This window comes from Kitasatospora sp. NPDC057692 (assembly GCF_042799475.1).
In the GTDB taxonomy this organism is placed as follows: Bacteria; Actinomycetota; Actinomycetes; order Streptomycetales; family Streptomycetaceae; genus Kitasatospora.
In genome coordinates this window covers 1-24,001 of sequence record NZ_JBHVIV010000111.1, presented here as the reverse complement: position 1 = coordinate 24,001, position 24,001 = coordinate 1, and the positions used below count along the sequence as shown (strand labels likewise).

Below are 24,001 nucleotides of genomic sequence, written 5' to 3'. Positions count from 1 at the left end.
AGGGTGGACTTGCCGGAGCCGGAGGGGCCCATGATGGCGGTGAACTCGCCCTGCGGGAAGGTGACGCTGACGTTGTCGAGGGCGACGACGCGGGTCTCGCCCTCCCCGTAGACCTTGTTCAGGCCGGTGGCGCGGGCGGCCGCCCGGCCGGTGCGGACGGCGGTTGCGGACATCGTCACGAGGAGGCTCCCTGGGGCGCGAGGTCGAGGTGGGGGGAAGGAAAACGGAAGATCGTCTTCCCTTCCATTCTCGCAACCGCTCCGTGTCCGGATTGTCGCTCCCGGGTAGGGGCTCCCCCCGCCGTCCCGGCGGTCCGGCGGGGGTGCTTCTCCTCCTCAGGTATGACATCCGCCCCCGAGGCGCCGCAGGGCGGCGGCTACTCGACCGCGACGCCCCAGCGCACCGCGAGCCCGGCCAGCCCGTCCCGCACCGGTGTCCCGCTCGGCGTGAACCGCCAGACACCGCCGCGCCGTTGGAAGGAACCGAGGACCATCGCGCTCTGCGACACCCCGCCGGTCTCGGCCGCCCATTCGGCGGGACCCTCCGCGTCCGGGCCGAAGACGCCCGTCAGCGCGAGGCCGTGCACATAGCCGAGCGGCAGCACCGGCGGCTCCTCCTCCTCGGTGGACACGGCCACCACCACCTCGTCCACACCCGGCGCCAGCCGGCCCGGCTCCAGGGTGAGCTCGGCGCGGCGCACCGGCTCGCCCGGCACCGAGCGGGTGGGGTGCAGCCGCACCGCGCCGTCCGGGTCCTGCGGGTTGTTGAAGAACACGAAGTGCTCGTCGTCCAGCACCCGGCCGTTCGCGCACAGGAACGCCGAGACGTCCAGCTCGACCGGGTCCCCGCCGGCCGTGCGGCTGCGCCAGGAGAGCGCCAGGGTGGTGGTCGCGCGCTCCGCCGGGGCGTCGTCCGCCGGGGCGGCAGCCGGGGCGCGGCGGTCGCCGCCGTTCGCGTGGCCGGCGCCGTTCGTCCGCTCGCCCAGCCGCCCGCGCAGGCCCTGCTCGGCCAGCAGCTCCACCAGCTCCGGCCCGCTCACCAGGGTCAGCGGCTTGTTGCGGATGTAGTCGTACGAGCCGGGACCGAAGCCCGCGGTGGTCACCAGGATGCCCTTGATCGCGCCGTGGTGGCGCACCGTCGAGTCCAGGTCGCGCACGGCGGTGGGGGAGACCGTCGAGCGGTAGCGCTTGGCCTGGATCACGATCCGCCCGCCGGTCACCGGATCGAGGTCCTCGGCCACCACGTCCACCCCGGCGTCGCCGCTGCGCGCCGTGGTCATCACCCGGAAGCCGCGCAGCCGGAACAGCTCGGCGATCAGCTCCTCGAACTCGATCGGGTCCATCTCGAAGAGGTCCGGGTCGTCCTCGCCGCCCTGTCCGGCCACACTGCCGCCGACCGTCTCCGGCAGCCGGTCGGGCCGCACCTCGTCCAGCCGTTCGGGGCGGGCCGACAGCACCCCGCCGAGGCCCTGGAAGCACTCCACGGCCGCCACCCGGTCCAGCGCCAGCCCGGCGAACTCGCCCCGGTCGACGGTCACCGTGGTGAGGAACCGCTCCGCCTCCCGGCCGGTCGCCGGGTCGATGCCGCGCACGAAGCCGTTGAGCACCACCGAGGCCAGCATGCCGTCCCCGTCCGCCCGGTACAGCTCGGCCACCACCCGCAGCGCGGTCTGCGCCAGCACCTCCCGGTACAGCGCCTTGCGCTCGGTCGCCGGGCGGGCGACCTCGGCCTCCCGGTCGTCCGACTTCACGTACCGCACCCGGGCGGCCGCCGGGACGACGTCCGCGCCCGGCAGCTCCCAGTTCACCACCAGCTGGCGGCTCGACGCCTCCCAGGCCGCCACCAGCCGGTGCGGGAAGCCCTCCGGCCAGCCCGCCGAGGCGTACAGCACGGCGGTGAAGTACTCCTGCACCGCCTCCGCCTCGCCGGACCGCAGCCGGCGCAGCAGGTCCTCGGTCCGGGCGGCCCGCTCCTCGTCCTCCCGGCGGAACCGGGCCACCCACTCCAGGTACTGCCCGTGGTACTCGGTCAGCCGCCGCTGCCGGTCCGCCTCCGCCGCCTGCGCGGCGTACCAGTCCTGCTCGAACCGGGCCCGGGCCTGCGCCACGTACTGCTCGTACTGCTGCCACACCCCGGGGTTGCGGGCCTGCACCGGGTCCGGCGGCGGCACCTGGTAGCGGGACTGGTCCGGCATCGGCACCGGCTCGCCGAGCCGCCCCGGCTCGAACGGCGGCACCGGGCGCGGGGCCAGCAGGCTCTGCGCCCGGAACGCCGCGCCGCCCGCCCCGGCCGCCAGCAGGCCGCGCAACTCCTCCACCCGGCCGTCCAGTTCGGCCGTCCGCCGGGCCGCCTCGGCCTCCCGGGCCTGCTGGTACGCCCGCTGCGCCTCGCGCTCCGTGCGGGCCGCCGCCTTCTGCGCCTCGCGCTGCTCCCGCTCCCGCCGGCGCTGCTCGGCGGCCTGGGCGCGCCACCGGGCCTCCTCCCGGCGCTGCTCCTGCCGCTGCGCCTCCGCCCAGACCGCCAGCACCCCGTCGTTCCGCCGCCCCGCCACGTCCACCCCTTCGTTCCCACGCCGGTCCGGCGCGGCGCCCGCCTCCCGGCCGCGCCGCCGCCGCGCCCGCCACAATAGAACGTGCACCGGGGGCGTGCGCAAAGCGCCTGCGACCTGCGGGCTGCGGCGTCGGCCGGGGGTGAGCGGGCGTCAGGCCGGGGTCGCGGAGGCGGCCGGCTCCGGTGCGTCCGCGTACCAGCGCCACTCGGTGCGGCGCGGGCGGCCGGGCAGTGCGACGCGGCCGGTGGCCCAGAGCAGGGTCGGCCACGGGCCGGCCGCGGGTTCCGGTGCGGTGTCCCGCACGACGTCGGGGAAGAGCCGGGCGAGGGTGCGGCGGCAGACGTCGGCGGGCGGCTCCCAGGGCAGTCCGAGTCCCTCGGCGACGTCGTGCACGTGCACCAGCGTCTCCACCAGGCTCATCGCGACGAACCCCGCCGGGTCGGCGAGCCCCCACGGGTGGAAGGCGCGGACCTCGGGGGTCCTGGCCCGGGCGATCGCGACCATCAGCCCGCCGCTCGCCTCCAGCACCTCCAGCAGCCCCCGCGGGCCGTCCTCGCGGCGGGCGAAGACGAAGCTGTTCGGCCCGCCGGGGAAGGGCCGCCGGGAGACGAAGGGCGCGTAGCGGTCGCGGGGCGGCTCGGCCGGGCCGAGCTGGGCGGCGTAGGCGAGCAGGTCGTCCGCGAGGTGCTCGACGGTGGTCCAGCAGTCCCAGGCGACGCCGCCGGCCGGGCGGGTCCAGTCGGCGTCGGCCGGTGCGGCGCGCAGGGTGTCCGCGGCGAGCCGGAGGACGGCGGCGAGGTCGTCGGGCGTCGGGTCGTCGTCGGCCGCGGGCCCGGGGTGCGCCGCGAGGTCGGTGGAGGTCATGCGCGGGACGGTAGCCGATCGGGCGGGGATCGCCCAGCAATGCCCCTGGGGGTATCTCTGCTACAGTCGGAGGTGCCGGTCAGATACCCCCGGGGGTAAATGCGCGGAAGAGGGAGCCCCGTGTTCCCGGTCGACGCCCCGGAGACCGGGGGCGCCGGTCTCACCGCCGTCACCGCCTGACCGCCCCTCCCGGCACGGCACCACCCCCGCAGGAGCACCACCATGCGCCACCACCCCCGCCCCGTTCCGGCCGTCCCCGTCCCGGCCGACCCCCACCGGACGACGGCCCGCCTCCCCGGGCGGTGCCGATGACCACCCTGCTGCTGGCGCTCGCCGCCGGGGCCGTGGTCGGCCTGGTCCTCGGCGGGCTCGGCGGCGGCGGCGGCATCCTGGCCGTCCCCGCGCTGATCTACCTGCTCGGGCTCTCCCCGGCCGCCGCCACCACCGCCGCGCTGCTGATCGTCCTCGCCACCTCGATCTCCGCGATCGTCGCCCACATGAGGGCGGGCACCATCCGCTGGCGCACCGCTCTCGCCTTCGCCGCCGCCGGGCTGCTCCCCGCCGCCCTCACCGGCGCGGCCGCCGCCCGGCTCCCGCAGAGCCTGCTCACCGCCGCCTTCGCGCTGGTCGCCGCGCTCGCCGCGGTCCGGATGCTGCGCCCGCCCCGCCCGGTTCCGGCCGACACGGCCGCCCCCGCGGCCGCCCGCCCCGGTCGGGCGGCGGCCTCCGGGGCCGGCCTCGGCGCCCTGACCGGCCTGCTCGGCGTCGGCGGCGGCTTCCTGGCCGTGCCGGCCCTGGTCGGCGCGGTCGGACTGACCATGGAGGCCGCCGTCGGCACCAGCCTCCCGGTGATCGCCGTCAACGCCTCCGCCTCGCTCGCCACCCGCGGCGGCGGCGAGGCCGGACTCGACTGGGCGGTGATCGCCCCGTTCACCGCCGCCGCCGTGCTCGGCGCCTGGGACGGCAAGCGGCTCGCCGCCCGCCTCTCCGGGGCCGTCCTCCAGCGGATCTTCGCCGTGCTGCTGCTCGGCGTCGCCGCGGTGATGGGCGCCGACGCCCTGCTCTGACCCCTTCCCCCCGCTTTCCCCTGCTGCAAGGAGACCCCGATGGCCGTCCTCACCGAGCTCACCCCCGCCCAGGCGCACCCGCGCCTCGCCACCCTCACCGTCGTCGACGTCCGCACCCCGGGCGAGTACGCCGCCGGGCACGTCCCCGGCGCCCTGAACATCCCGCTCGACCAGCTCGACCGCGCCCTCCCGGCGCTGCGCACGGCCGCCGAGCGCGGCGAACTCCTCGTCGTCTGCGCCTCCGGCAACCGCTCGGGCCGGGCCTGCGAGTCGCTGGCCGCGGCCGGCATCCCCGCCGCGACCCTGGTCGGCGGCACCAGCGCCTGGGCGGCCGCCGGGCACGAGGTGCAGCGGCCCGAGGGCGCGCCGGCGCGGGCGCCGTGGGCGATGGACCGACAGGTCCGCTTCGCGGCCGGCGGCCTGGTCGTGGCCGGCGTGGTCCTCGACCTCGTCCGCCCCGGTGCCCGCTGGGTCTCGGCGGCGGTCGGCGCGGGCCTGGTCTTCTCGGCGGCGACCAACACCTGCGCGATGGGCGCCCTGCTCGCCCGCCTCCCGTACAACCGCCCCCGCCCCGGCCAGGGCCCCGACCTCGACGCCGCCCTCGCCGCCCTCACCGGGGCGAACTGAGCCCCGCGCTTTCCCGCCCCGCCACCGGAGGAGTCCCCGCTCCGGTGGCGGAACCGTGTCCGGCGGCCGTCAGTACGCGAACCGCCAGCGCTGGGAGTAGTCGAGGTAGCAGCCCCAGATGTTCAGGTCGATACCGGCCGTGCCGACCAGCGGCACGTTGAGGCAGAGGCCGGACTGCGGGTTCTGGAGCGTGGTGTCGGTCAGGTACTGCCACTGCTGGGCGCCGGTGCCGTTGCACGCGTAGACGCCGACCCCGGTGCCGGCCCGGGTCCCGCCGTGCCACACGTCCAGGCACTTGCCGACCGCCTGGAGGGTGCCGTCGACGCCCAGCCGCCAGTACTGGGCGGCGCCGCCCTCGCAGTTCCAGGCCTGGACGGGCTGGTACCCGGTGACGGTCTCGGCTCGGACCGTGAGGCACAGGTCCCGGACGCCGACCAGTCGGCCGGAGAGGGTCGGCCCCGGCAGGTCATCGGCCGACGCGGCGCCCGGCCAGGCGAGGGCGGCCACCCCGGTCAGGAGAAGGGCGGCGAGTCTGGCGGCGGTACGACGCATGGGGTGTCCCTTTCGAAGTCACGGGCCTGGACGGCCGGTTGCCGCGCTCCCGCCGGCCGCTCCCGTCGACGCGTCGACCGGGCGGCGGGAGGGTCGGGCTGCGGGCCGCTGTCAGACTTCCGGCCCGGTCCGCGCACCGTCAACGCGGGTCCGCGCAATCACCCCCACGGGGGTATCGGCCGACGGCCCGGCCCCCGCGAACGGCGGGGCGGGCCGGGCGGCGCCATCGCCCGCCCGGGGTACCCGGTCCGCGGCAGCCCGTGATCCGGTCGCCATGCGCGCCCACCGGCCTGTCGGCGGCGGCCGGTAGCCTCGGGGGCTCGGACGGTGTGCGGCGAGGTGGCGGGTGAGCGTGACGGGTGGGTGGGTCTCCACCGGGCTGGGGTGGCGGGACGGGCGGGCGGTGCTGAGCGCGGTGCACGGGCGGCGGGTGCACGAGCGCGAGGTGGTGCCGGGAGTGGAGGTCGGCTGGCTGCTCGGCGGGCCCCGCCGGTGCATCGGCGCCCTGCTGGAGGGGCAGGACGAGCGCACGCCGTGCCCGCACCACGCCGTCGTCGCGCCGGACGGCGCCGCCGTGCAGTGCGCGACTTGCCAGAGCGTGGACCGCGGGCTGGCGCTGGCCCGGGACCAGATCCTCGACGACGGCCGCACCTACCGGCTCTACCTCGCCTGGTTCGGCGAGGGGCTGCTCAAGGTCGGGCTGACCGCCGAGCAGCGCGGCACCAGTCGGCTGCTCGAACAGGGCGCGCTCGCCTGGACGTTCGCCGCCAGGGGCGGGCTGCCCGCCGTCCGCCGCGCCGAACTGACCGTCGCGGCCTCCGGCCTGGCCCGGGAGCGGTTCAAGAGCCGGGTGAAGCTGGACCACTGGTGGGAGCACGGCGACGCGGACCACCGCCGCGCGCTGCTCACCGACGCCCGGACCCGGGCGCACGGGCTGCTGCGCGGGCACGGCGTGGAGCTGCTGGAGGACCACCCGGTCACCGACCACGTCGGGGTCTTCGGGCTGACCGGCGGCGCCCCCGACGTCTACCGGGCGGTCGAGGGACTGGCGGACGGCGCGGTGCTGGCCGGACGGCTGCGCCCGCCGATCGGCCGGCACCTGCTGCTCGACCAGGCGGACGGCGGCGCGCCGCTGCTCCTGGACACCCGGCTGCTGACCGGCTGGACGCTCGCTCCGGCGGCCGGTCGGCCGTCCTCGGGGCTGACGCTGAGCGAGCGGGTCCGTCCGGCCGAGCCGGACACCCAGGAGGCGCTGTTCTGATTCGGCGGCCCCCGACCTCGGCAGTTGCATATAAAAACCGGCACCTCTAGGCTCGGGCCTGCTTGGTTTCACTTTGCTACCACTCGGCTTGCTGCCGCCCGGCTCGCCGCCGTCCCGGTTCGCTGCCGTCCTGCGCGAGAGGCCCGCCATGATCGCCGCCCATGAGACCTTCGACGGCACGTTCCCCTACCGCCCGCACTTCAGCTCCGCCCCCGGCTTCCCGATGCACTACGCCGACGAGGGCACCGGCCCGGCCGTCCTCTGCCTGCACGGCGAGCCCACCTGGGGCTACCTCTTCCGCGACGTCGTGCGCCGACTGGCGCCCACCCACCGGGTCGTCGTGCCCGACCACATGGGATTCGGCAAGAGCGCCACGCCCGCCGACCGCGACTACCGGCTCCAGGACCACGTCGACAACCTGGAGGCGCTCGTCCTGGACCTCGGACTGCGCGGGATCACCCTCGTCGGCCACGACTTCGGCGGCCCGGTCGGCATGGGCCTCGCGGCCCGCCGGCCCGAGCTGATCGCCCGGGTGGTCGCCGTCAACGCGCCCACCCCGTTCGGGCAGCCCGGCCTCGGCGACGCACTGGCCGCCAACGCCGCCGACTCCCCGTGGTTCCGCTGGACCGCCCGGGCGCACGCCGACGGCACGCTGGAGCCGGTGCTCGGCTCCCTCGACGTCACCGTCCTCGGTGTGCTCAGGCTCAACGGCTACGAGAACCCCGCCCTCGCCACCGACACCTGGCTGCGCGCGTACGGCGCGCCGTTCCCGACCCCGGCCGAGAGCGCCGGCGCGATCGGCTGGGCGAAGGGCTTCGCCACCGGTGCGCACCGCTTCGAGGAGCCGGACGCGGCGGCCCGCGCCGCGCTGGCGGCCGTCCCGGCGCTGGCCCTGTGGGGCGCCGCCGACCGGACGCTGAACGCCCGGCACTTCCTGCCGCTGTTCCGGGAGGCCTTCCCGGACGGCCGGGTGGTCGAACTCCCGGGGGTCGGCCACTACAGCCCGGAGGACGACCCGCGGGCCGTCGCCGACCACCTGCTCCGCTTCCTCGCCGAGACCGCCGAGACCGCCGAGACTGCGGACGTCGGGGGCGCCGCGGCCGGCTGAGCCCCGGCTACGCCAGCTTGCCGCGCAGCACGCCCGGCCCGGAGCGGGCCCGCCGCGACACCGGCGGCCGCGACGGCCGGACGTCCGTGCGGGCCGCGGACGGCTCCCCGGCGGCCACCCCGGCGCTCGCCGCCCGGGCGGCCGCCAGCGCGATCCGCGCCAGCAGCGGATCCTCCCGCAGACCGGCCGCGCGCTTCGCCGTCTGACACGCCGTGCACCAGATCGGCGAGGCGGGCCCGTCGGGGTACGCCATCGCCTCCGGCGGCAGGTAGTGGCTGCCGCACTCGACGCATTCGAAGACCAGCCTCATCCGACGATCACCGTTCCGGATCCGTGGCACCGACCGCACGGTGACCAGTAGACGTGGATCCTGGGCACCATGCTCCCTTCCTCGTCCCGTTCGACCGTGGCTTCGGTCTTCTGGGTCCCCCCGGACCCGCCGCATCCGGAGCAGGCCTGAACCTCGGGCATATGCAGACTCCTTTTAGGCGGGGACCACGGTAGCGCGAAACCCGGCGCGTCAGCACCGATCCTGACGAACAGTCGAAGAACGGGGCGTGCGCGTCGAACACGCGCGCCCCACGTGCCACACGCGCGCGTTCGGTGGCGCCCCGGTTCAGCGCGCCACCGTGCGGAAGCCGCAGTTGCCGCTGGTGGATTCGGGGGTGTTGCCGGTGCGGGCGGCCACCCGGTAGCGGTTGCAGTAGGAGTCGTGGCACAGGTACGAGCCGCCCCGCAGCACCCGCCGCCCGTCCCCGGAGCCCTCCCCGTCGGCGGGCCCGCGCGGGTCGAAGCGCGGGGAGCGGGCGTAGTAGCCGGGGTCGAAGAGGTCGGCGCACCACTCCCAGACGTTCCCGGCCACGTCCGCCAGACCGAAACCGTTCGGCGGGTAGCCGCCCACCGGCGCGGTCGCGAACCAGCCGTCCTCGCCGGTCGGCAGGTCGGGGAAGCGGCCCTGCCAGATCCGGCAGCGGTGCGCGCCGTCCGGGCGCAGCTCGTCGCCCCAGGGGTAGCGGCGGCCGGCCAGCGGGCCGCGGGCGGCGTACTCCCACTCGGCCTCGGTGGGCAGCCGCCGCCCGGCCCAGCGGCAGTAGGCGAGCGCGTCGCGGTGGCTGATGTGCACCACGGGGTGGTCCCCGAGGTCCTCGGCGTCGCCGAGCGGGCCGTAGGGGTGGCGCCAGTCGGCGCCGCGCACCTCGATCCACCAGGGCGCGGCGGGGGAGCGGCCGAGCACGTCGGCCGGGTCGGCGAGGACGAACAGGTGGAAGACGGCGGAGGAGCCGGCCCGTTCGGCCTCGGTGCGGTGGCCGGTGGCCTCGACGAAGGCGGCGAAACGGGCGGTGGTCACCGGTTCGGTGTCGATCGTGAACGGCGCCAGCTCCACCTCGTGCACGGGCGTCTCACCGTCCGCCGGATACCCCTCGCCGAAGGCGTCCCCCATCGCGAACACCCCTCCGGGGAGCGCCACTTGGGGGTGCTCCGGGTGCCCGGCCGCGGTGCGCGGCGGGGGCGGTAGGAGCGGCAGCGGGGCGGGTCCGGGGCCGGCCGGGGCGGACGGCAGGCAGCAGGCGCGCTCGGCGGGGGGTTGACTCATGGGCCCAAGCTATAGCACTTTGCACCTAGGTGAGAATGCACCTAGCTCGTTCGAAGGCCGCCTTCGGGTCATCCGGGGACCGCCTTCGAGGACCACCTTCGAGGACCACCGGCGACGGCCGGGGAAGGGCCACGCGTGAAGTTCGACCACGTCCTGCTGGGCCTGCTGAGCCTCCACCCGCGCAGCGGCTGGGACCTCAAGCAGTGGCTGGCGGGGGAGGGGCAGTTCGTCCGCTCGAACGCCCACCCGAGCCAGATCTACCGGCTGCTCAAGCGGATGGCCGAGCAGGGCTGGGTGGTCTACGAGACCGACCCGCGCGACGGCCGGCCGGACGCCAAGGTCTACCGGCTGACCGACGCCGGCCGGGCCGAGCTGGTCCGCGAGGCCCACTCGCCGTACGAACCGACCAGCCGCTTCCAGGACCCGGACTTCATGGCCCGGTTCTACTTCTCCGCCCAGCTCGCCCCGGAGCGGCTGCTCCCGCTGGTCGACACCGAGCTCGACTACCGCCGCCGCCAGGTGGCGGTGATGCGCCCCCGGGACCGCTCGCTGTCCTTCCCCGAGGACACGCCGGACACGGACGTCCGGCGGCTCCGGATGATCCGCGAACTCACCCACGCGTACGGCACCTCCGCCGTCGACGCCTGGCTCGACTGGCTGGAGCGCGTCCGCGGCCTGCTCGCCGACGGAACCATTCCCACCGCCGGCCCCACGGCCGACCCCGCCACCAACCCCGCCGCCACCAACCCCACCGCCGCCCCCGAGGAGACGCCCCGGTGAAAGCCGTCCTGGTCATGTTCGACAGCCTCAACAGGCGGTTCCTGCCGCCCTACGGCTGCGACTGGACCGTCGCGCCGAACTTCGCCCGCCTCGCCGCCCGCACCGCGACCTTCGACAACTGCTACGGCGGCTCCATGCCCTGCATGCCGGCCCGCCGTGAGATGCACACCGGCCGCTACAACTTCCTGCACCGCTCCTGGGGCCCGCTGGAGCCCTTCGACGACTCCGTCCCCGACCTGCTGAGCAAGGCCGGCGTCTACACCCACCTGGTCACCGACCACCAGCACTACTGGGAGGACGGCGGCGCCACCTACCACAACCGCTACGACAGCTACGAGTTCTTCCGCGGCCAGGAGGGCGACAAGTGGAAGGGCCACGTCGCCGACCCGGAGATCCCCGAGACGCTCGTCCACCGGGTGGGCCCGATGTGGCGCCAGGACTGGGTCAACCGCCAGTACCTGGCGGAGGTCGCCGACCACCCGCAGACCCGCACCTTCGACGCCGGCCTGGAGTTCATCGCCACCAACCGCGAACAGGACCGCTGGTTCCTGCAGATCGAGTGCTTCGACCCGCACGAGCCGTTCTACTCCTACGCCGAGCACAAGAAGCACTACCCGCACGACTGGGACGGCCCGCACTTCGACTGGCCCGACTACAGGAAGGTCACCGAGAGCCCGGAGGCCGTCGAGCACGCCCGCAACGAGTACGCCGCGCTGCTCACCATGTGCGACGACTCGCTCGGCCGGGTCCTGGACGCCTTCGACGAGCACGGCCTGTGGGACGACACCCTGCTGATCGTCTGCACCGACCACGGCCTGCTGCTCGGCGAGCGCGGCTGGTGGGGCAAGAACATCCAGCCCTGGTACGACGAGAACATCCACACCCCGCTGTTCGTCTGGGACCCGCGCAGCCGGGCCACCGGCCGGCGCGCCTCCCTCGTCCAGACCGTCGACCTCGGCCCGACCCTGCTGGAGTACTTCGACGTCCCGCGCACCGCCGACATGCAGGGCCGCCCGCTCGCCGACGCCGTCGCCCAGGACACCCCCGTCCGGCCGCACGGCCTGTTCGGCGTCTTCGGGGGGCACGTCAACATCACCGACGGCCGCCACGTCTACATGCGCGCCAGCAAGGACGCGTCCAACCGGCCGCTGTTCGAGCACACCCTGATGCCCACCCACATGCGCGGCCACTTCACCCCGGAGGAACTGGCCGGCGCCACCCTGGCCGGTCCGCTGCCGTTCACCAAGGGCGTGCCCGTGCTGCGGATGCCGGCCACCTCCTGGGGCAACCCGTACGCCTTCGGCACCCTGCTGTTCGACCTGGAGACGGACCCGGAGCAGGAGCACCCGCTGGTCGACGACGAGCTGGAGCTGCGGATGGCGGCGCTGCTCACCGAGGCGCTGCGCGAGGGCGACGCGCCCGCCGACCAGTTCGAACGGCTCGGCCTGCCCGCCGAGGGGCCGGTCACCGCCGAGCACCTGCTGGTCCGCGCCCAGCGGCCGCAGGCGCTCGAAGCCCTCAAGCCGATGCCGGCGGCCGAGGAGTTCCCGGACACCCCGCTCTCGGTGCACACCCCGCTGCGCGTGCTGCTGGCGGACGACGCGGCGCGCGAGGCCGTCCTGGAACGGCTGCCGGTGCTGGCCAACCCGGGGCTGCGGGCGATGCTGGGCGGGATCTCCCCGTACCGGCTCGCCGCGATGGGCCCGTCGGTCCGCCCGGCGGACCTGCGGGCCCTCGCCGACGCCCTGGCCACGCTGCCGGGCGTGCTGCCGGGCGTGCTTCCGGGCACGGACGCCGAATAGCCCGCTGCGGCGCCCCGCCGCCGACGGCGGGGCGCCGCGGCTGCGGCCGCAGCCGTTCCACGGCCGGGGCCGTCAGCCCAGCGAGCTGCGCAGGAACTCGCGGTTCATCGCCGCGATGCTCGGCAGCGGGATCCCCTTGGGGCAGGCCGTCGCGCACTCGCCGGTGTTGGTGCAGCCGCCGAAGCCCTCGGCGTCCATCGCCGCCACCATGTCGCGCACCCGGGCCCTGCGCTCCGGCGCGCCCTGCGGCAGCACGTTGAGGTGGACCACCTTGGCGGAGGTGAAGAGCATCGCCGACCCGTTCGGGCAGGCCGCCACACAGGCCCCGCAGCCGATGCACTCGGCGTGCTCGAACGCGGTGTCGGCGGTCTCCTTGGGGACGGGCGTGGCGTGCGCCTCGGGCGCGCTGCCGGTCGGCGCGGTGATGTAGCCGCCGGCGCCGATGATCCGGTCGAAGGCGGAGCGGTCCACCACCAGGTCCTTGACCACCGGGAAGGCCGCCGCCCGCCACGGCTCGACGTCGATGGTGTCGCCGTCCCGGAAGTGCCGCATGTGCAACTGGCAGGTGGTGGTCCGCTCGGGGCCGTGCGCCCGGCCGTTGATGACCATGCCGCAGGCGCCGCAGATTCCCTCGCGGCAGTCGTGGTCGAAGGCGACGGGCGTGTCGCCCCGGGTGATCAGCTCCTCGTTGAGGGTGTCGAGCATCTCCAGGAAGGACATGTCCGGGCTGATCCCGCTGACCTGGTAGGTGGTCATCGAGCCGGGCGTGTCGGGGCCCGCCTGGCGCCAGATCCGAAGGGTGAGGTTCACGCGTAGCTCCGCTGGGTGGGGTGGACGTACTCGAAGTCGAGGTGCTCGCGGTGCAGGACGGGCGCCTGCCCGGTGGCGGTGAACTCCCAGGCGGCGGCGTAGGAGAAGTCCTCGTCCCGCCGGGCGGCCTCGCCCTCGGGGGTCTGGCTCTCGGTGCGGAAGTGCCCGCCGCAGGACTCGGCGCGGTGCAGCGCGTCCAGGCACATCAGCTCGGCCAGCTCGAAGTAGTCGACCAGCCGGTTGGCCTTCTCCAGCGACTGGTTGAGCTCCTGGCCGGTGCCGGGCACCTTGATCCGGCGCCAGAACTCCTCCCGCAGCGCCGGGATCCGCGCCAGCGCGCGGCGCAGCCCGGCCTCGTCGCGGGCCATCCCGCACTCGTCCCAGAGCAGCTCGCCGAGCTCGCGGTGGAAGGAGTCGGGGGTGCGGTCGCCGTTCACCGCGAGGATGAGGTTGAGGCGGTCGGCGACCTCGGCCTCCACCGCGGCGACCTCCTCGTGGCCGGCCGGGACGGCGGGCAGCGCCTCCCGGGCCAGGTAGTCGTTGAGCACCGGCGGCAGCACGAAGTAGCCGTCCGCCAGGCCCTGCATCAGCGCGCTCGCGCCGAGCCGGTTGGCGCCGTGGTCGGAGAAGTTGGCCTCGCCGATCGCGAACAGGCCCGGCACCGTCGTCTGCAGGTCGTAGTCGACCCAGAGCCCGCCCATCGTGTAGTGGATCGCCGGGTAGATCCGCATCGGCACCCGGTAGGGGTCCTCGGCGGTGATCCGCTCGTACATCTCGAACAGGTTGCCGTACTTGGCCTCGACCGCGTCCCGCCCCAGCCGGCGGACGGCGTCGGCGAAGTCCAGGTAGACGCCCTGCCCGCCGGGGCCGACGCCGCGGCCCTCGTCGCAGACGTTCTTGGCGGCCCGGGAGGCGATGTCGCGCGGCACCAGGTTGCCGAAGGCCGGGTAGATCCGCTCCAGGTAGTAGTCCCGCTCCTCCTCGGGGATCTCGGCCGGCGGCCGGGCGTCGCCCTTGGCCTTGGGCACCCAGATCCGGCCGTCGTTGCGCAGCGACTCGCTCATCAGGGTGAGCTTGGACTGGTGCTCGCCGGAGCGCGGGATGCAGGTCGGGTGGATCTGGGTGAAGCACGGGTTGGCGAAGTAGGCGCCGCGCCGGTGCGCCCGCCAGATCGCGGTGGCGTTGGAGTTCTTGGCGTTGGTGGAGAGGTAGAAGACGTTGCCGTAGCCGCCGGAGGCCAGCACCACGGCGTCCGCGGTGTGACTGGTGATCTCGCCGGTGACCAGGTCGCGGGCGACGATGCCGCGCGCCCGGCCGTCGATCACCAGCAGGTCCAGCATCTCGGTGCGGGCGTGCATCTCCACGTTCCCGGCGGCGATCTGCCGCGACAGCGCCTGGTAGGCGCCGAGCAGCAGCTGCTGGCCGGTCTGGCCGCGGGCGTAGAACGTCCGGGAGACCTGCACGCCGCCGAACGAGCGGGTGTCCAGCAGGCCGCCGTACTCGCGGGCGAACGGCACGCCCTGCGCCACGCACTGGTCGATGATCTCCACCGACACCTGGGCCAGCCGGTGGACGTTGGACTCGCGGGCGCGGAAGTCGCCGCCCTTGACGGTGTCGTAGAACAGCCGGCGGATCGAGTCGCCGTCGTTGCGGTAGTTCTTGGCGGCGTTGATCCCGCCCTGGGCGGCGATCGAGTGGGCCCGCCGGGGGGAGTCCTGGAAGCAGAACTGGACGACGTGGTAGCCCTGTTCGGCGAGTGTGGCGCCGGCCGCGCCGCCCGCCAGGCCGGTGCCGACCACGATCACCGTGTGCTTGCGCCGGTTCGCCGGGTTGACCAGCTTGGCCTCGAACCGCCGCTGGTCCCAGCGCTGCTCGATCGGGCCCTCGGGGGCCCGGGTGTCGGAGATCGGCTCGCCGACGCTGTAGTCCGGGTACTCGCTCAACTCACCACTCCGGTCATCACGGCCACGGGGACGGACAGGAAGCCCGCGGTCAGCAGCAGCGCCAGGCCGTTGGCGGTGAGCTTCAAGGCGCGGTCCCGGCGGGCGTTGTTGGCGCCGAGGGTCTGCGCCGCGCTCCAGAAGCCGTGCCGGACGTGCAGGCCGACGGCGAGCATCGCGACGATGTAGATCACGCAGGAGTACCACGTCCCGAAGGACGCCACGATGTTCTGGTACGGCCTGCCGTGCTCGGCGTTGGGGTTCACCGTGAGCGTGGTCAGGTCCAGGATGTGCCAGACGATGAACAGCGCCAGGATCACCCCGCCCCAGCGCATCGTCCGGGTCGCGTAGCTCGCCTGCCGGCGCTGGTGCGCGTACCTGCTCGGCCGGGCCGCGAGGTCGCGCCGGCTCAGCTGGTACGCGGCGACGCCGTGCAGCAGGACGGCGGCCAGCAGGCCCGCCCGGGCGATCCACAGGAACCACTCGTGGCCGAGGAACGGCTGCCCGATGGTGCGCAGCCAGCCGGCGTAGCCGTTGATGTCGTCGGGCCCGAAGAAGACCTTGAGGTTCCCGAGCATGTGGGCGACCAGGTACAGCAGCATGGCCAGCCCGCTGACGGCCATGACCGCCTTCTTGCCGACGGTCGACCGCCACAGGGTCGCCAGGGTGGACGGGTGCCGGGCCGTCCGAGTCGGGGTTGTCATGGCGACAACGGTAGGGAGCCGGGCCACGGTGCGTCCAAGACATGATGCGGCTGGCCACCATAGGCACTGCCTATCAATGCGGCCTATCCTGGTCGGGTGCAGCTCCAGCAACTCCGCTATTTCGTGGCCGTCGCCGAGACCCGCCACTTCACCCGCGCGGCCGAGGCGGCGCGCGTCGCCCAGCCCTCACTCTCGCAGCAGATCCGTTCGCTGGAGCGGGAGTTGGGGGCGGAACTGTTCCACCGTACGCGCGGCAACATCGCGCTGACCGACGCCGGGGACGCCCTGCTGCCGCTCGCCCGGCGCATTCTCGCGGACACCGAGAGCGCCCGCCTCGCCGTCCAGGAGACCGTGCAGCTGCGCCGCGGCCGGGTGCGGCTAGGCGCGCCGCCGAGCCTGTGCACCAGCCTGGTGCCGGACGTGCTGCGGGTGTTCCGGGCCCGCTACCCGGGCGTGGCGCTGGTGGTGCGCGAGGGCGGCTCGCGGGACCTGGTGCGCTCGCTGGCGGAGGGGGAGCTGGACCTCGCGCTGATCATCACCCCGCCGCGCGGGGAGGCGGCGCCGGCGCTGGCCGTCACCGGGCTGCTCCACGAGGAGCTGGTGCTGGTGTCGGCGGAGCCGCGGGCCCGGCGCACGGTGCGGGTGGCCGAGCTGCGCGGATGTCCGCTGGTGATGTTCCGCGAGGGCTACGACGTGCGGGAGGCCACCCTGGCGGCCTGCCGGGCGGCCGGCTTCGAGCCGGAGTTCGCCGTCGAGGGCGGGGAGATGGACGCGGTGCTCGGCTTCGTCCGGGCCGGGCTCGGGCCGGCCGTGCTGCCCGGCATGGTCGCCCACCGCTCGGGCCTCGCGGTCACCCCCTTCGCCGGCCAGGGCCTGGGCCGCACGATAGCGGTCGCGCACGGCCACGAGGTGCCGCCGACCCGGGCGGCCGAGGCGCTGCGGGAGACCCTGCTGGCCCATCTGCGGGACGCCGCGCGGGACGGTGAACTCCCGCCGGGGACCAGGCTGTTGCTGTAGGCGGGCGCCGGCTTCGGGCGACGGGGCCCGGGGTGCGCCCCGGGCCCCGCCGCGCCTGCTCAGTTGGGCAGCACGGCCTCGATCGCGGCGATCACCTCGGCCGACTCCGGCTCGGTGCGCGGCCGGATCCGGGCGGCCACGGTGCCGTCCGGCGCGACCAGGAACTTCTCGAAGTTCCAGGAGACGTCCCCGGCCCGGCCCTCGGCGTCGGCCGTCTCGGTCAGCCGCGCGTACAGCGGGTGGCGGTCCTCGCCGTTCACGTCGGTCTTCTCGAACAGCGGGAAGGTCACCCCGTAGGTGGTGGAGCAGAAGGTCCGGATCTCCTCGGCGCTGCCCGGCTCCTGCCCGGCGAACTGGTTCGAGGGGAAGCCCAGCACGGTGAAGCCGCGCTCGGCGTACCGCTCCTGGAGCCGCTCCAGGCCGGCGTACTGCGGGGTCAGGCCGCACTTGGAGGCGACGTTGACGATCAGCAGCGCCTTGCCCTTGTGGTCGGCGAGCGAGGCGGCCTCGCCGGACAGCGTGCGCAGCGGGATGTCGTACAGGCTCACGGGGGTCCCCTTCGGAGGAGGTCGTAGGTCGTCGTCGGTGGTGCGGTGGCGGGCGGGCCCGCGCCGGTACGGTATCCCGCCGGGCGCGCCCACCCGGTCAACCGCACCCGGCCGTCGGGTGTTCCGGCGCGGGCCGTTCTGCGGCGGCCCGGCCCTCCAGGGCGGCTATCCGCCCGGTGACGGCGGCGAAGTCCGCGCTCAGCCACCGCTCGGGCCGCATCCGGACGGTGATGTCCGCCGTCAACTGCTCGTCGGTGGCCACCAGGTAGGCGGCGACGGTGGCGGGCGGCAGGTAGCGGCGGGCCAGCGCGGCGCGCTCCTCCGGGTCGACCCGGTCCTCGATCGCCACCACCGGACCGGCCACGCACACGTACCGGCACGGCGGTTCCTCCTGCTGGGCGCAGAGGGTGAACCGGCCGGCCGCCCGGATCCGGCGCGCCTTGGCGGAGGCGCGCCCGGTCAGCACGGTGATCAGCCCGCCGGGCCGGTAGGAGTACCAGACCGGCACGGCGAGCGGGGCCGCGTCGGGCTCCGCCCCGCCGACGGACAGGACGCCGACGTGCACGCCGGCCAGGAAGCGCTCGCTCTCGGCGCGGGTCATCGCGAAGGACACGGTGGGGCCTCCCGGGGAGGAAGGCCCGCGCGCGCACGTCGCGCGCGGGCGTTCCTCGGTACGTACCCGCACCGCCCGGGGGCGGAACGCCCCGGACGGTCAGGGCAGGAGCGGCCGGATCGCCGTCGGGGCGTGCGCGGGGAGCGTGGCGACCTCCTCCCACTCCACCACCTTGTCGATGTCGGCGGCGGCCATCGAGATGTTGGTGACGCGCTCCAGGATCGCCTCGACCACGACCGGCACCCGGAACTCGGCGGCCAGCCTCCTGGCCTCCTCGAAGGCCGGCAGCAGCCCCTCCGGCTCGGTGACCCGGATCGCCTTGCAGCCCAGCCCCTCGGCGACCCGGACGTGGTCGACCCCGTAGACCCCCAGCTCCGGCGCGTTGACGTTCTCGAACTCCAGGTTCACCTGGAAGTCGATGTCGAAGTTCCGCTGCGCCTGCCGGATCAGGCCCAGGTAGGAGTTGTTGACCAGCACGTGGATGTACGGGATCCGGTGCTGCGCGCCGACGGCCAGCTCCTCGATCATGAACTGGAAGTCGTAGTCGCCGGAGAGCGCCACCACCTGTCCGTCCGGGTCGGCGGTGGCGACCCCGAGCGCGGCGGGGATCGTCCAGCCGAGCGGGCCGGCCTGGCCGCAGTTGATCCAGTGCCGGGGCCGGTGGACGTGCAGCAGTTGCGCGCCGGCGATCTGCGAGAGGCCGATCGTGGTGACGTAGCGGGTCTCCGGCCCGAAGGCCCGGTTCATCTCCTCGTAGACCCGCTGCGGCTTCAGCGGCACGTCGTCGAAGTGGGTGCGGCGCTGCAGCCGTGCCCGGCGCTCCTGGGTGGACGCCGCCCACGCGGTGCGGTCCTTGAGGGCGCCGGCGGCCGCCAGCTCCCGCGCCACCTGGACGAACAGCTCCAGCGCGGCCCCGGCGTCGGAGGCGATGCCGAGCGCGGGGGCGAAGATCCGGCCGATCTGGGTGGGCTCGACGTCGACGTGCACGAAGGTCCGGCCGGCGGTGTAGACGTCCAGGCCGCCGGTGTGGCGGTTGGCCCAGCGGTTGCCGATGCCGAGCACGAAGTCGGAGGCGAGGAAGGTCTCGTTGCCGTACCGGTGCGAGGTCTGCAGGCCGACCATGCCGGCGTTCAGCGGGTGGTCGTCGGGCACGGTGCCCCAGCCCATCAGGGTGGGCACCACCGGGACGCCGGTCAGCTCGGCGAACTCCCGCAGCAGATCGGCGGCGTCCGCGTTGATCACGCCGCCGCCGGCCACGATCAGCGGCCGCTCGGAGGCCTGGAGCAGGGCGACCGCCTTCTCGATCTGGGTGCGGTTGGCGGCCGGCTTGTAGACCGGCAGCGGCTGGTAGGCCTCGGGGTCGAAGTCGATCTCGGTGAGCTGGACGTCGATCGGCAGGTCGACGAGCACCGGCCCGGGGCGCCCGGAGCGCATCAGGTGGAAGGCCTGCTGGAGGACGCCGGGCACCTGCGCGGCCTCCAGCACGGTGGTCGCGGCCTTGGTGACCGGCCTGGCGATCGAGGCGATGTCGACGGCCTGGAAGTCCTCCTTGTGGAGGCGGGCGACCGGGGCCTGGCCGGTGATGCACAGGATCGGGATCGAGTCGGCGATGGCCGAGTAGAGGCCGGTGATCATGTCCGTACCGGCCGGCCCGGAGGTTCCGACGCAGACCCCGATGTTGCCGGCCCGGGCCCGGGTGTAGCCCTCGGCCATGTGCGAGGCGCCCTCGACGTGGCGGGCCAGCGTGTGCCGGATCCCGCCGGAGGCCTTGAGCGCGGCGTAGAACGGGTTGATCGCGGCGCCCGGCACGCCGAACGCGACCTCGACGCCTTCGAGCTTGAGGATCTCCACGGCCGCGCGGGCGGCGGTCATGCGGGGCATGGGCTCGCTCCTATGAATTCCGCGATGTGAAAGTTTGATTTCTCTCTGCGAAAGGAACGTAGGGCGGGCGGGGCCGGGGCGTCAAGGGCCAACTCAACAAAACGTTGACGATGGTGGGTGGGTGCGGATCGCCCGCCCGCTCGATGGGCGAACGTGCGTACCCGTTCGAAGCCGGGATTCCGGGCCTGGAGTGTGCTCGTTGTGATGCTCGCGCGAAGGATCGGTGTGCGAGGTTGGCCCGCCCCGGGTGCCTGGGTACCGTCGGTGGCACGCCGGACCCGTCATGGTTGCCATGTTCAACAGGGGGTCACGGCAAGGGGGTTCGGGACCGTCCGGGGCGTGGGGGAGCTCCGGCCGTCGGATCCCGTGCAGCACGTCCGACGCGCCGGCCGGCCCGTCCCGCGCGTCCCAGCCGCCACCGCAGCACCGCAGCCACCCAGCAGCAACGCACCCGCAGCAACGCACCCGCAGCGATGCGCCGCCCGCGGCGCGCCGCCGTGCCGGGTGCGCGGAAGGAACCTCCCGATGCCTCGACGCCGTGCCCTGCCCGCCTGCCCCGCCGCTCCCGCGTCCGCCGCCATCGCCTCCCCGCCCGCCTCCCCGCCCGCCGCTCCCTCGTTCGCCGCCTCCGTTCCCCCCGTTCCCGTGGTCGTCGCCGTGCCCGCGGCTGCCGCCGTGCCCGCCGTTCGCGGCATCCCCTCGGCGGTGCGCCGGTGAACGGCCAGTCCCGGCGGCGCAAGCGCCCGCCCGCGGCCCCGCGCCGCAGCGCCCCGCCCGGGCGCGCCCGTCCCCTCCGCGCGCTGCGCCACCGCAGCCCGGCCGCCGTCCTGCGCGCCGTGCCCTGGCGTCACGACCTGCCCGCCTCGCTGGTGGTCTTCCTGGTCGCCCTCCCGCTCTGCGTCGGCGTCGCCGTCGCCTCCGGCGTGCCCGCCGAACTCGGCCTGGTCACCGGCATCGTCGGCGGCCTGCTGGTCGGCGCCCTGCCCGGCAGCAGCCTCCAGGTCAGCGGCCCGGCGGCCGGCCTCACCGTCCTCGTCCACGAAGCCGTCCAGGAGTACGGCGCGGGCGCCCTCGGGGTCCTGGTCCTGCTCACCGGCCTGCTTCAACTCGCTATGGGTGCAATGAAGTTGGGGCGATGGTTCCGCGCCATGTCGGCCTCCGTGGTGCACGGCATGCTGGCCGGCATCGGCCTGACCCTGCTGCTCGGCCAGCTGTACGCGCTCGCCGACCGCCGCGGCCCCGGGACCGGGCCGGAGAAGATCGCCGGCCTGCCCGCGCTGCTGCGCGACGCCGTCACCGGGGCGGCCAACCCGAGCGCGGTGGCGCTCGGCGCGGCCACCCTGCTGGTGCTGATCGCCTGGAAGTACCTGCCGCCCCGCCTCGCCGGAGCGCTGCCCGGCCCGCTCGGCGCCGTCGGCCTGGCCGCCGCCGTCACCGCCCTCGCCGACCTGCCGGTGGCCCGGGTCGAGGTGGCCGGCCTGCTCGACGTCGTCCGACTGCCCGACCACGCCGCGCTCGGCGCCCTGGCCACCACCGCCGGGGTCGGCACCGTCCTCGCCTTCACCCTGATCGCCTCCGCCGAAACCCTGTTCAGCGCCGCCGCCGTGGACCGGATGCACCACGGCCCGCGCACCGACTACGACCGCGAACTCACCGCCCAGGGCGTCGGCAACGCCCTCTGCGGCCTGCTCGGCGCGCTCCCGATGACGGCCGTCATCGTCCGCAGCGCCACCAACGTCCAGGCCGGCGCCCGCACCAAGGCCTCCCGGGTGATGCACGGCGGCTGGCTGCTGCTCTTCACCGCCCTGCTGCCGGGCGTGCTCGGCCTGGTGCCGCTGACCGCGCTGGCCGCCGTCCTGGTCCACGCGGGCGCCAAGCTGATCCCGGTGCGGCGGATCGCCGCGCTCTGCCGCGACCACCGGGGCGAGGCGGCGGTGCTCGCCGTCACCACCGTCTCGGTCGTCACCACCGACCTGTTCGAGGGGGTGCTGATCGGCATCGGCCTCGCCGTCGCCAAGTCCGCCTGGCAGACCTCCCACCTGCAGATCGGGGTGGAGGAACCGCCGTCCGTCCCGGGTGCCGAGGCGCCGCCGCTGCGCGTCCGGCTGAGCGGCAACGCCACCTTCCTGCGGCTGCCCCGGCTGCTGGACACCCTCGAACGCCTCCCGGCGGACCGCCCGGTCGAACTCGACTGGTCCGGGCTGCGCCACCTCGACCACGCCTGCACGGTTGCCCTCGCCGCGTGGGCCGCGCAGCACCGCGCCCGCAGCTCCGCCCCGCTGGCGGTCGACCCGCCGCTGCCGACCGTGGTCTGAGCGGTGCTCCGGACGCGTCGTTAGCCTGGTGGCCCGGTGGCCGGTTGGCCGGCCGGGCCGCACAGGGAGGAGACGCAGCCGTGATCGCAGCCTTTTCGGTCACCCCGCTCGGGGTCGGCGAGGACGTCGGGGAGGCGGTCGCCGCGGCCGTCAAGGTGGTCCGCGCGAGCGGGCTGCCCAACCGCACGGACGCGATGTTCACCAGCATCGAGGGGGAGTGGGACGAGGTGATGCCGGTGATCCGGGAGGCGATCGAGGCGGTCAAGGCCTACAGCAACCGGGTCAGCACCGTCATCAAGATCGACGACCGCGCCGGGGTCACCGACGGCCTGACCCGCAAGGTCGCCTCGGTGGAGCGCCACCTCGCCGGAGGCTGAGCCGCCCGGCCGGCCCGCCTCTGCCCCGGGGCGGGCCGGTCGCTCCCGGCTATTCTTGACCGACCGATCTGGAATCGACTACCTTTCAGACATGGCGCGAACCAAGGAATTCGACCCGGACGCGGCGCTCCAGGCAGCCCTCGACCTGTTCTGGAGGCGGGGCTACGAGGCCACCTCGATGGCCGACCTGGTCGAGCACCTCGGGATCGCCCGGGCCAGCGTCTACGCCACCTTCGGCAGCAAGCGGGAGCTCTACCTGCGCGCGCTGGAGCGCTACGGGCAGCAGCAGCAACCCGTGCTGCTGGCCGAGCTGTCGCAGCCCGGACCGGTCCTCCCGGCCGTCCGCGCCCTGGTCCTCCGCTTCGCCGAGGAGTCCGCCGCCGACGGCGAGGACGGCCCGCGGCGCGGCTGCTTCGTCACCAACACGGCGGTGGAGCTGGCTCCGCACGACCGGGACGCCGCCCGCCGGGTGGAGGCCAACCTGGTCCACCTGGAGACGGTCCTGGCCGCCGCGCTGGTGCGGGCGAAGGCCCAGGGCGAACTGCCCGAGGGGCGCGACCCGCAGGCCCTCGCCCGGATGCTGCTGGTGCTGTTCCAGGGCATGCGGGTGATCGGCAAGGCCGGCGACGGCTCGGCCCGTCTGCGCGACGCCGCCGACCAGGCCCTCGCCCTGCTGGACTGACCGACCCGCTCCACCGCTCTTGTGTGCTCGTGTGTTTTCTTCTGTCTCCATTCTGAACCGAACGGTCAATTTAGACCCTGTATCGAGGAGCACTCGCATGACCCGCAGCACCACCCGCTTCACCGGCAAGTCCGTCCTGGTCACCGGTGGCGGCAGCGGCATCGGCCGAGCCGTCGCCCTCGCCTTCGCCCGGGAGGGTGCCCGCGTCGCCGTCGCCGGCCGCACCGCGAGCGCCCTGACCGAGACCGTCGCCCTGATCGAGCTGGCGGGCGGCACCGCGGTCGCCCTGACCGGCTCGGTGTCCGACGCCTCCGACGCCGCCCGCCTGGTCCGCGAGACCGTCGAGCGGCTCGGCGGCCTGGACATCGCGGTCAACAACGCCGGCGTCTTCGGCGGCCTGGGCCCGATCGCCGACGTCGCCGACGAGGAGTGGCAGCGGCTGATCGACATCAACCTCACCGGCACCTGGTACGCGATGAAGCACCAGATCGCCCACCTGCGCGCCAACGGCGGCGGGGCGATCGTCAACGTCTCCTCGAACCTCGGCACCCACCTGCGGGTCGGGAACCTCGGCGCCTACGCCGTCTCCAAGGCCGCCGTCGCCACCCTGACCCGCAGCGCCGCCCGCGACCACATCGCCGAGGGCGTGCGGATCAACCTGGTCAGCCCCGGTCCGATCGACACCACGATGTCCTCCCGGCCCGGGGAGAGCGCCTCCGACAAGGCGGACCGGATGAAGGGGGAAGTGCCGGTCGGCCGCGCCGGCGCTGTCGAGGAGGTCGCCGCGGCGGTCCTCCACCTCGCCTCCGAGGAGTCGGCCTTCACCGTCGGCGCCGACCTCGTCCTCGACGGCGGCGTCACCGCCTGAGCCGCCCCGTCGACCGTCGGGCGGCGGCCCCCCCCCACGG

General features: G+C 74.8%; 24 protein-coding genes. 12 read left to right on the top strand and 12 right to left on the bottom strand.

What is annotated here, in order from left to right; genetic code table 11:
* The 3 genes from ACFVFS_RS36545 to ACFVFS_RS36535 form a co-directional block, all read right to left on the bottom strand.
* The coding region (locus ACFVFS_RS36545; RefSeq protein WP_380629271.1) for an ATP-binding cassette domain-containing protein at positions 1-179 on the bottom strand (179 nt) is incomplete at its 3' end.
* 197 nt (positions 180-376) lie between these two features.
* On the bottom strand, positions 377-2,551 hold the full coding sequence (locus tag ACFVFS_RS36540; RefSeq protein ID WP_380629269.1) for a restriction endonuclease: 2,175 nt from the start codon (positions 2,549-2,551) through the stop codon (positions 377-379).
* Positions 2,552-2,701: 150 nt separating this feature from the next.
* Entirely contained in the window at positions 2,702-3,415 is a 714-nt protein-coding gene (locus tag ACFVFS_RS36535) for a hypothetical protein (protein ID WP_380629268.1), read from the bottom strand.
* Positions 3,416-3,723: 308 nt separating this feature from the next.
* Between ACFVFS_RS36535 and ACFVFS_RS36530 the strand changes: the two genes are divergently transcribed.
* Positions 3,724-4,482 carry a sulfite exporter TauE/SafE family protein gene (locus ACFVFS_RS36530; protein ID WP_380629267.1) on the top strand — a complete coding sequence of 253 codons (759 nt, stop codon included), beginning with the start codon at positions 3,724-3,726 and terminating at the stop codon, positions 4,480-4,482.
* 39 nt (positions 4,483-4,521) lie between these two features.
* A complete protein-coding gene (locus tag ACFVFS_RS36525; protein ID WP_380629266.1) occupies positions 4,522-5,109 on the top strand; it encodes a rhodanese-like domain-containing protein in 588 nt (195 codons plus the stop codon).
* 69 nt (positions 5,110-5,178) lie between these two features.
* Here the strand turns inward: ACFVFS_RS36525 and ACFVFS_RS36520 are convergent, their stop codons facing one another.
* On the bottom strand, positions 5,179-5,661 hold the full coding sequence (locus ACFVFS_RS36520) for a ricin-type beta-trefoil lectin domain protein (RefSeq protein ID WP_380629265.1): 483 nt from the start codon (positions 5,659-5,661) through the stop codon (positions 5,179-5,181).
* A gap of 352 nt (positions 5,662-6,013) precedes the next feature.
* On the opposite strand from ACFVFS_RS36520, the gene ACFVFS_RS36515 reads away from it, so the two are divergent.
* Entirely contained in the window at positions 6,014-6,922 is a 909-nt protein-coding gene (locus ACFVFS_RS36515; RefSeq protein WP_380629264.1) for a DUF2797 domain-containing protein, read from the top strand.
* 148 nt (positions 6,923-7,070) lie between these two features.
* Positions 7,071-8,030, top strand: coding sequence for an alpha/beta fold hydrolase (locus tag ACFVFS_RS36510; protein WP_380629262.1), 960 nt, complete (start codon positions 7,071-7,073; stop codon positions 8,028-8,030).
* Between the two features lie 7 nt (positions 8,031-8,037).
* On the opposite strand, the gene ACFVFS_RS36505 is transcribed toward ACFVFS_RS36510, so the two are convergent.
* Positions 8,038-8,340 (bottom strand): hypothetical protein, encoded by a 303-nt coding sequence (locus ACFVFS_RS36505; protein ID WP_380629261.1) that lies wholly within the window; start codon positions 8,338-8,340, stop codon positions 8,038-8,040.
* A 306-nt stretch (positions 8,341-8,646) separates the two neighbouring features.
* The gene (locus ACFVFS_RS36500) at positions 8,647-9,624 is read right to left on the bottom strand and encodes a formylglycine-generating enzyme family protein (protein ID WP_380629260.1); all 978 of its coding nucleotides are present in this window, start codon (positions 9,622-9,624) and stop codon (positions 8,647-8,649) included.
* A gap of 135 nt (positions 9,625-9,759) precedes the next feature.
* Between ACFVFS_RS36500 and ACFVFS_RS36495 the strand changes: the two genes are divergently transcribed.
* Both ACFVFS_RS36495 and ACFVFS_RS36490 read left to right on the top strand, forming a co-directional pair.
* On the top strand, positions 9,760-10,404 hold the full coding sequence (locus ACFVFS_RS36495; protein ID WP_380629259.1) for a PadR family transcriptional regulator: 645 nt from the start codon (positions 9,760-9,762) through the stop codon (positions 10,402-10,404).
* The gene (locus ACFVFS_RS36490; RefSeq protein ID WP_380629258.1) at positions 10,401-12,206 is read left to right on the top strand and encodes a sulfatase; all 1,806 of its coding nucleotides are present in this window, start codon (positions 10,401-10,403) and stop codon (positions 12,204-12,206) included. The genes ACFVFS_RS36495 and ACFVFS_RS36490 overlap by 4 nt, the downstream gene beginning before the upstream one ends.
* Positions 12,207-12,278: 72 nt before the next feature.
* On the opposite strand, the gene ACFVFS_RS36485 is transcribed toward ACFVFS_RS36490, so the two are convergent.
* Genes ACFVFS_RS36485 through ACFVFS_RS36475 form a run of 3 tightly spaced genes read right to left on the bottom strand, consistent with a single transcriptional unit; the run spans position 12,279 to position 15,660 of the window.
* A complete protein-coding gene (locus tag ACFVFS_RS36485) occupies positions 12,279-13,016 on the bottom strand; it encodes a succinate dehydrogenase/fumarate reductase iron-sulfur subunit (protein ID WP_380629257.1) in 738 nt (245 codons plus the stop codon).
* Positions 13,013-14,959, bottom strand: a complete 1,947-nt coding sequence (locus ACFVFS_RS36480; RefSeq protein WP_380629256.1) for a fumarate reductase/succinate dehydrogenase flavoprotein subunit — start codon at positions 14,957-14,959, stop codon at positions 13,013-13,015. Before ACFVFS_RS36480 ends, ACFVFS_RS36485 begins: the two co-directional genes overlap by 4 nt.
* Entirely contained in the window at positions 14,956-15,660 is a 705-nt protein-coding gene (locus ACFVFS_RS36475; RefSeq protein WP_380629255.1) for a succinate dehydrogenase cytochrome b subunit, read from the bottom strand. Before ACFVFS_RS36475 ends, ACFVFS_RS36480 begins: the two co-directional genes overlap by 4 nt.
* Before the next feature lie 96 nt (positions 15,661-15,756).
* On the opposite strand from ACFVFS_RS36475, the gene ACFVFS_RS36470 reads away from it, so the two are divergent.
* Positions 15,757-16,677 carry a LysR family transcriptional regulator gene (locus ACFVFS_RS36470; protein ID WP_380629254.1) on the top strand — a complete coding sequence of 307 codons (921 nt, stop codon included), beginning with the start codon at positions 15,757-15,759 and terminating at the stop codon, positions 16,675-16,677.
* Positions 16,678-16,736: 59 nt separating this feature from the next.
* Here the strand turns inward: ACFVFS_RS36470 and ACFVFS_RS36465 are convergent, their stop codons facing one another.
* The 3 genes from ACFVFS_RS36465 to gcl all read right to left on the bottom strand — a co-directional run bounded on the left by ACFVFS_RS36465 (position 16,737) and on the right by gcl (position 19,719).
* Positions 16,737-17,225, bottom strand: coding sequence for a glutathione peroxidase (locus tag ACFVFS_RS36465; protein ID WP_380629253.1), 489 nt, complete (start codon positions 17,223-17,225; stop codon positions 16,737-16,739).
* Between the two features lie 97 nt (positions 17,226-17,322).
* Positions 17,323-17,838 carry a pyridoxamine 5'-phosphate oxidase family protein gene (locus ACFVFS_RS36460; protein WP_380629252.1) on the bottom strand — a complete coding sequence of 172 codons (516 nt, stop codon included), beginning with the start codon at positions 17,836-17,838 and terminating at the stop codon, positions 17,323-17,325.
* 99 nt (positions 17,839-17,937) lie between these two features.
* On the bottom strand, positions 17,938-19,719 hold the full coding sequence (gene gcl / locus ACFVFS_RS36455; RefSeq protein WP_380629251.1) for a glyoxylate carboligase: 1,782 nt from the start codon (positions 19,717-19,719) through the stop codon (positions 17,938-17,940).
* A gap of 525 nt (positions 19,720-20,244) precedes the next feature.
* Between gcl and ACFVFS_RS36450 the strand changes: the two genes are divergently transcribed.
* From ACFVFS_RS36450 to ACFVFS_RS36430, 5 genes are all read left to right on the top strand, one after another.
* Positions 20,245-20,436: a hypothetical protein gene (locus ACFVFS_RS36450; protein ID WP_380629250.1), complete on the top strand. Its 192-nt coding sequence runs from the start codon at positions 20,245-20,247 to the stop codon at positions 20,434-20,436.
* Between the two features lie 83 nt (positions 20,437-20,519).
* The gene (locus tag ACFVFS_RS36445; protein WP_380629270.1) at positions 20,520-22,034 is read left to right on the top strand and encodes a SulP family inorganic anion transporter; all 1,515 of its coding nucleotides are present in this window, start codon (positions 20,520-20,522) and stop codon (positions 22,032-22,034) included.
* Between the two features lie 80 nt (positions 22,035-22,114).
* The gene (locus ACFVFS_RS36440) at positions 22,115-22,411 is read left to right on the top strand and encodes an MTH1187 family thiamine-binding protein (RefSeq protein WP_380283164.1); all 297 of its coding nucleotides are present in this window, start codon (positions 22,115-22,117) and stop codon (positions 22,409-22,411) included.
* Positions 22,412-22,502: 91 nt separating this feature from the next.
* The gene (locus tag ACFVFS_RS36435; protein ID WP_380629249.1) at positions 22,503-23,093 is read left to right on the top strand and encodes a TetR/AcrR family transcriptional regulator; all 591 of its coding nucleotides are present in this window, start codon (positions 22,503-22,505) and stop codon (positions 23,091-23,093) included.
* A 97-nt stretch (positions 23,094-23,190) separates the two neighbouring features.
* Positions 23,191-23,961 carry an SDR family NAD(P)-dependent oxidoreductase gene (locus ACFVFS_RS36430; RefSeq protein ID WP_380629248.1) on the top strand — a complete coding sequence of 257 codons (771 nt, stop codon included), beginning with the start codon at positions 23,191-23,193 and terminating at the stop codon, positions 23,959-23,961.
* The last annotated feature ends 40 nt before the right edge of the window (positions 23,962-24,001 follow it).

What these genes read in the sequence shown, in the direction of transcription:
- ACFVFS_RS36535 (WP_380629268.1), bottom strand. Translation starts at nt 3,415, where the DNA reads ATGACCTCCACCGACCTCGCGGCGCACCCCGGGCCCGCGGCCGACGAC.
- ACFVFS_RS36530 (WP_380629267.1), top strand. Translation starts at nt 3,724, where the DNA reads ATGACCACCCTGCTGCTGGCGCTCGCCGCCGGGGCCGTGGTCGGCCTG.
- ACFVFS_RS36525 (WP_380629266.1), top strand. Translation starts at nt 4,522, where the DNA reads ATGGCCGTCCTCACCGAGCTCACCCCCGCCCAGGCGCACCCGCGCCTC.
- ACFVFS_RS36520 (WP_380629265.1), bottom strand. Translation starts at nt 5,661, where the DNA reads ATGCGTCGTACCGCCGCCAGACTCGCCGCCCTTCTCCTGACCGGGGTG.
- ACFVFS_RS36510 (WP_380629262.1), top strand. Translation starts at nt 7,071, where the DNA reads ATGATCGCCGCCCATGAGACCTTCGACGGCACGTTCCCCTACCGCCCG.
- ACFVFS_RS36505 (WP_380629261.1), bottom strand. Translation starts at nt 8,340, where the DNA reads ATGAGGCTGGTCTTCGAATGCGTCGAGTGCGGCAGCCACTACCTGCCG.
- ACFVFS_RS36500 (WP_380629260.1), bottom strand. Translation starts at nt 9,624, where the DNA reads ATGAGTCAACCCCCCGCCGAGCGCGCCTGCTGCCTGCCGTCCGCCCCG.
- ACFVFS_RS36475 (WP_380629255.1), bottom strand. Translation starts at nt 15,660, where the DNA reads ATGACAACCCCGACTCGGACGGCCCGGCACCCGTCCACCCTGGCGACC.
- gcl (WP_380629251.1), bottom strand. Translation starts at nt 19,719, where the DNA reads ATGCCCCGCATGACCGCCGCCCGCGCGGCCGTGGAGATCCTCAAGCTC.
- ACFVFS_RS36450 (WP_380629250.1), top strand. Translation starts at nt 20,245, where the DNA reads ATGCCTCGACGCCGTGCCCTGCCCGCCTGCCCCGCCGCTCCCGCGTCC.
- ACFVFS_RS36435 (WP_380629249.1), top strand. Translation starts at nt 22,503, where the DNA reads ATGGCGCGAACCAAGGAATTCGACCCGGACGCGGCGCTCCAGGCAGCC.
- ACFVFS_RS36430 (WP_380629248.1), top strand. Translation starts at nt 23,191, where the DNA reads ATGACCCGCAGCACCACCCGCTTCACCGGCAAGTCCGTCCTGGTCACC.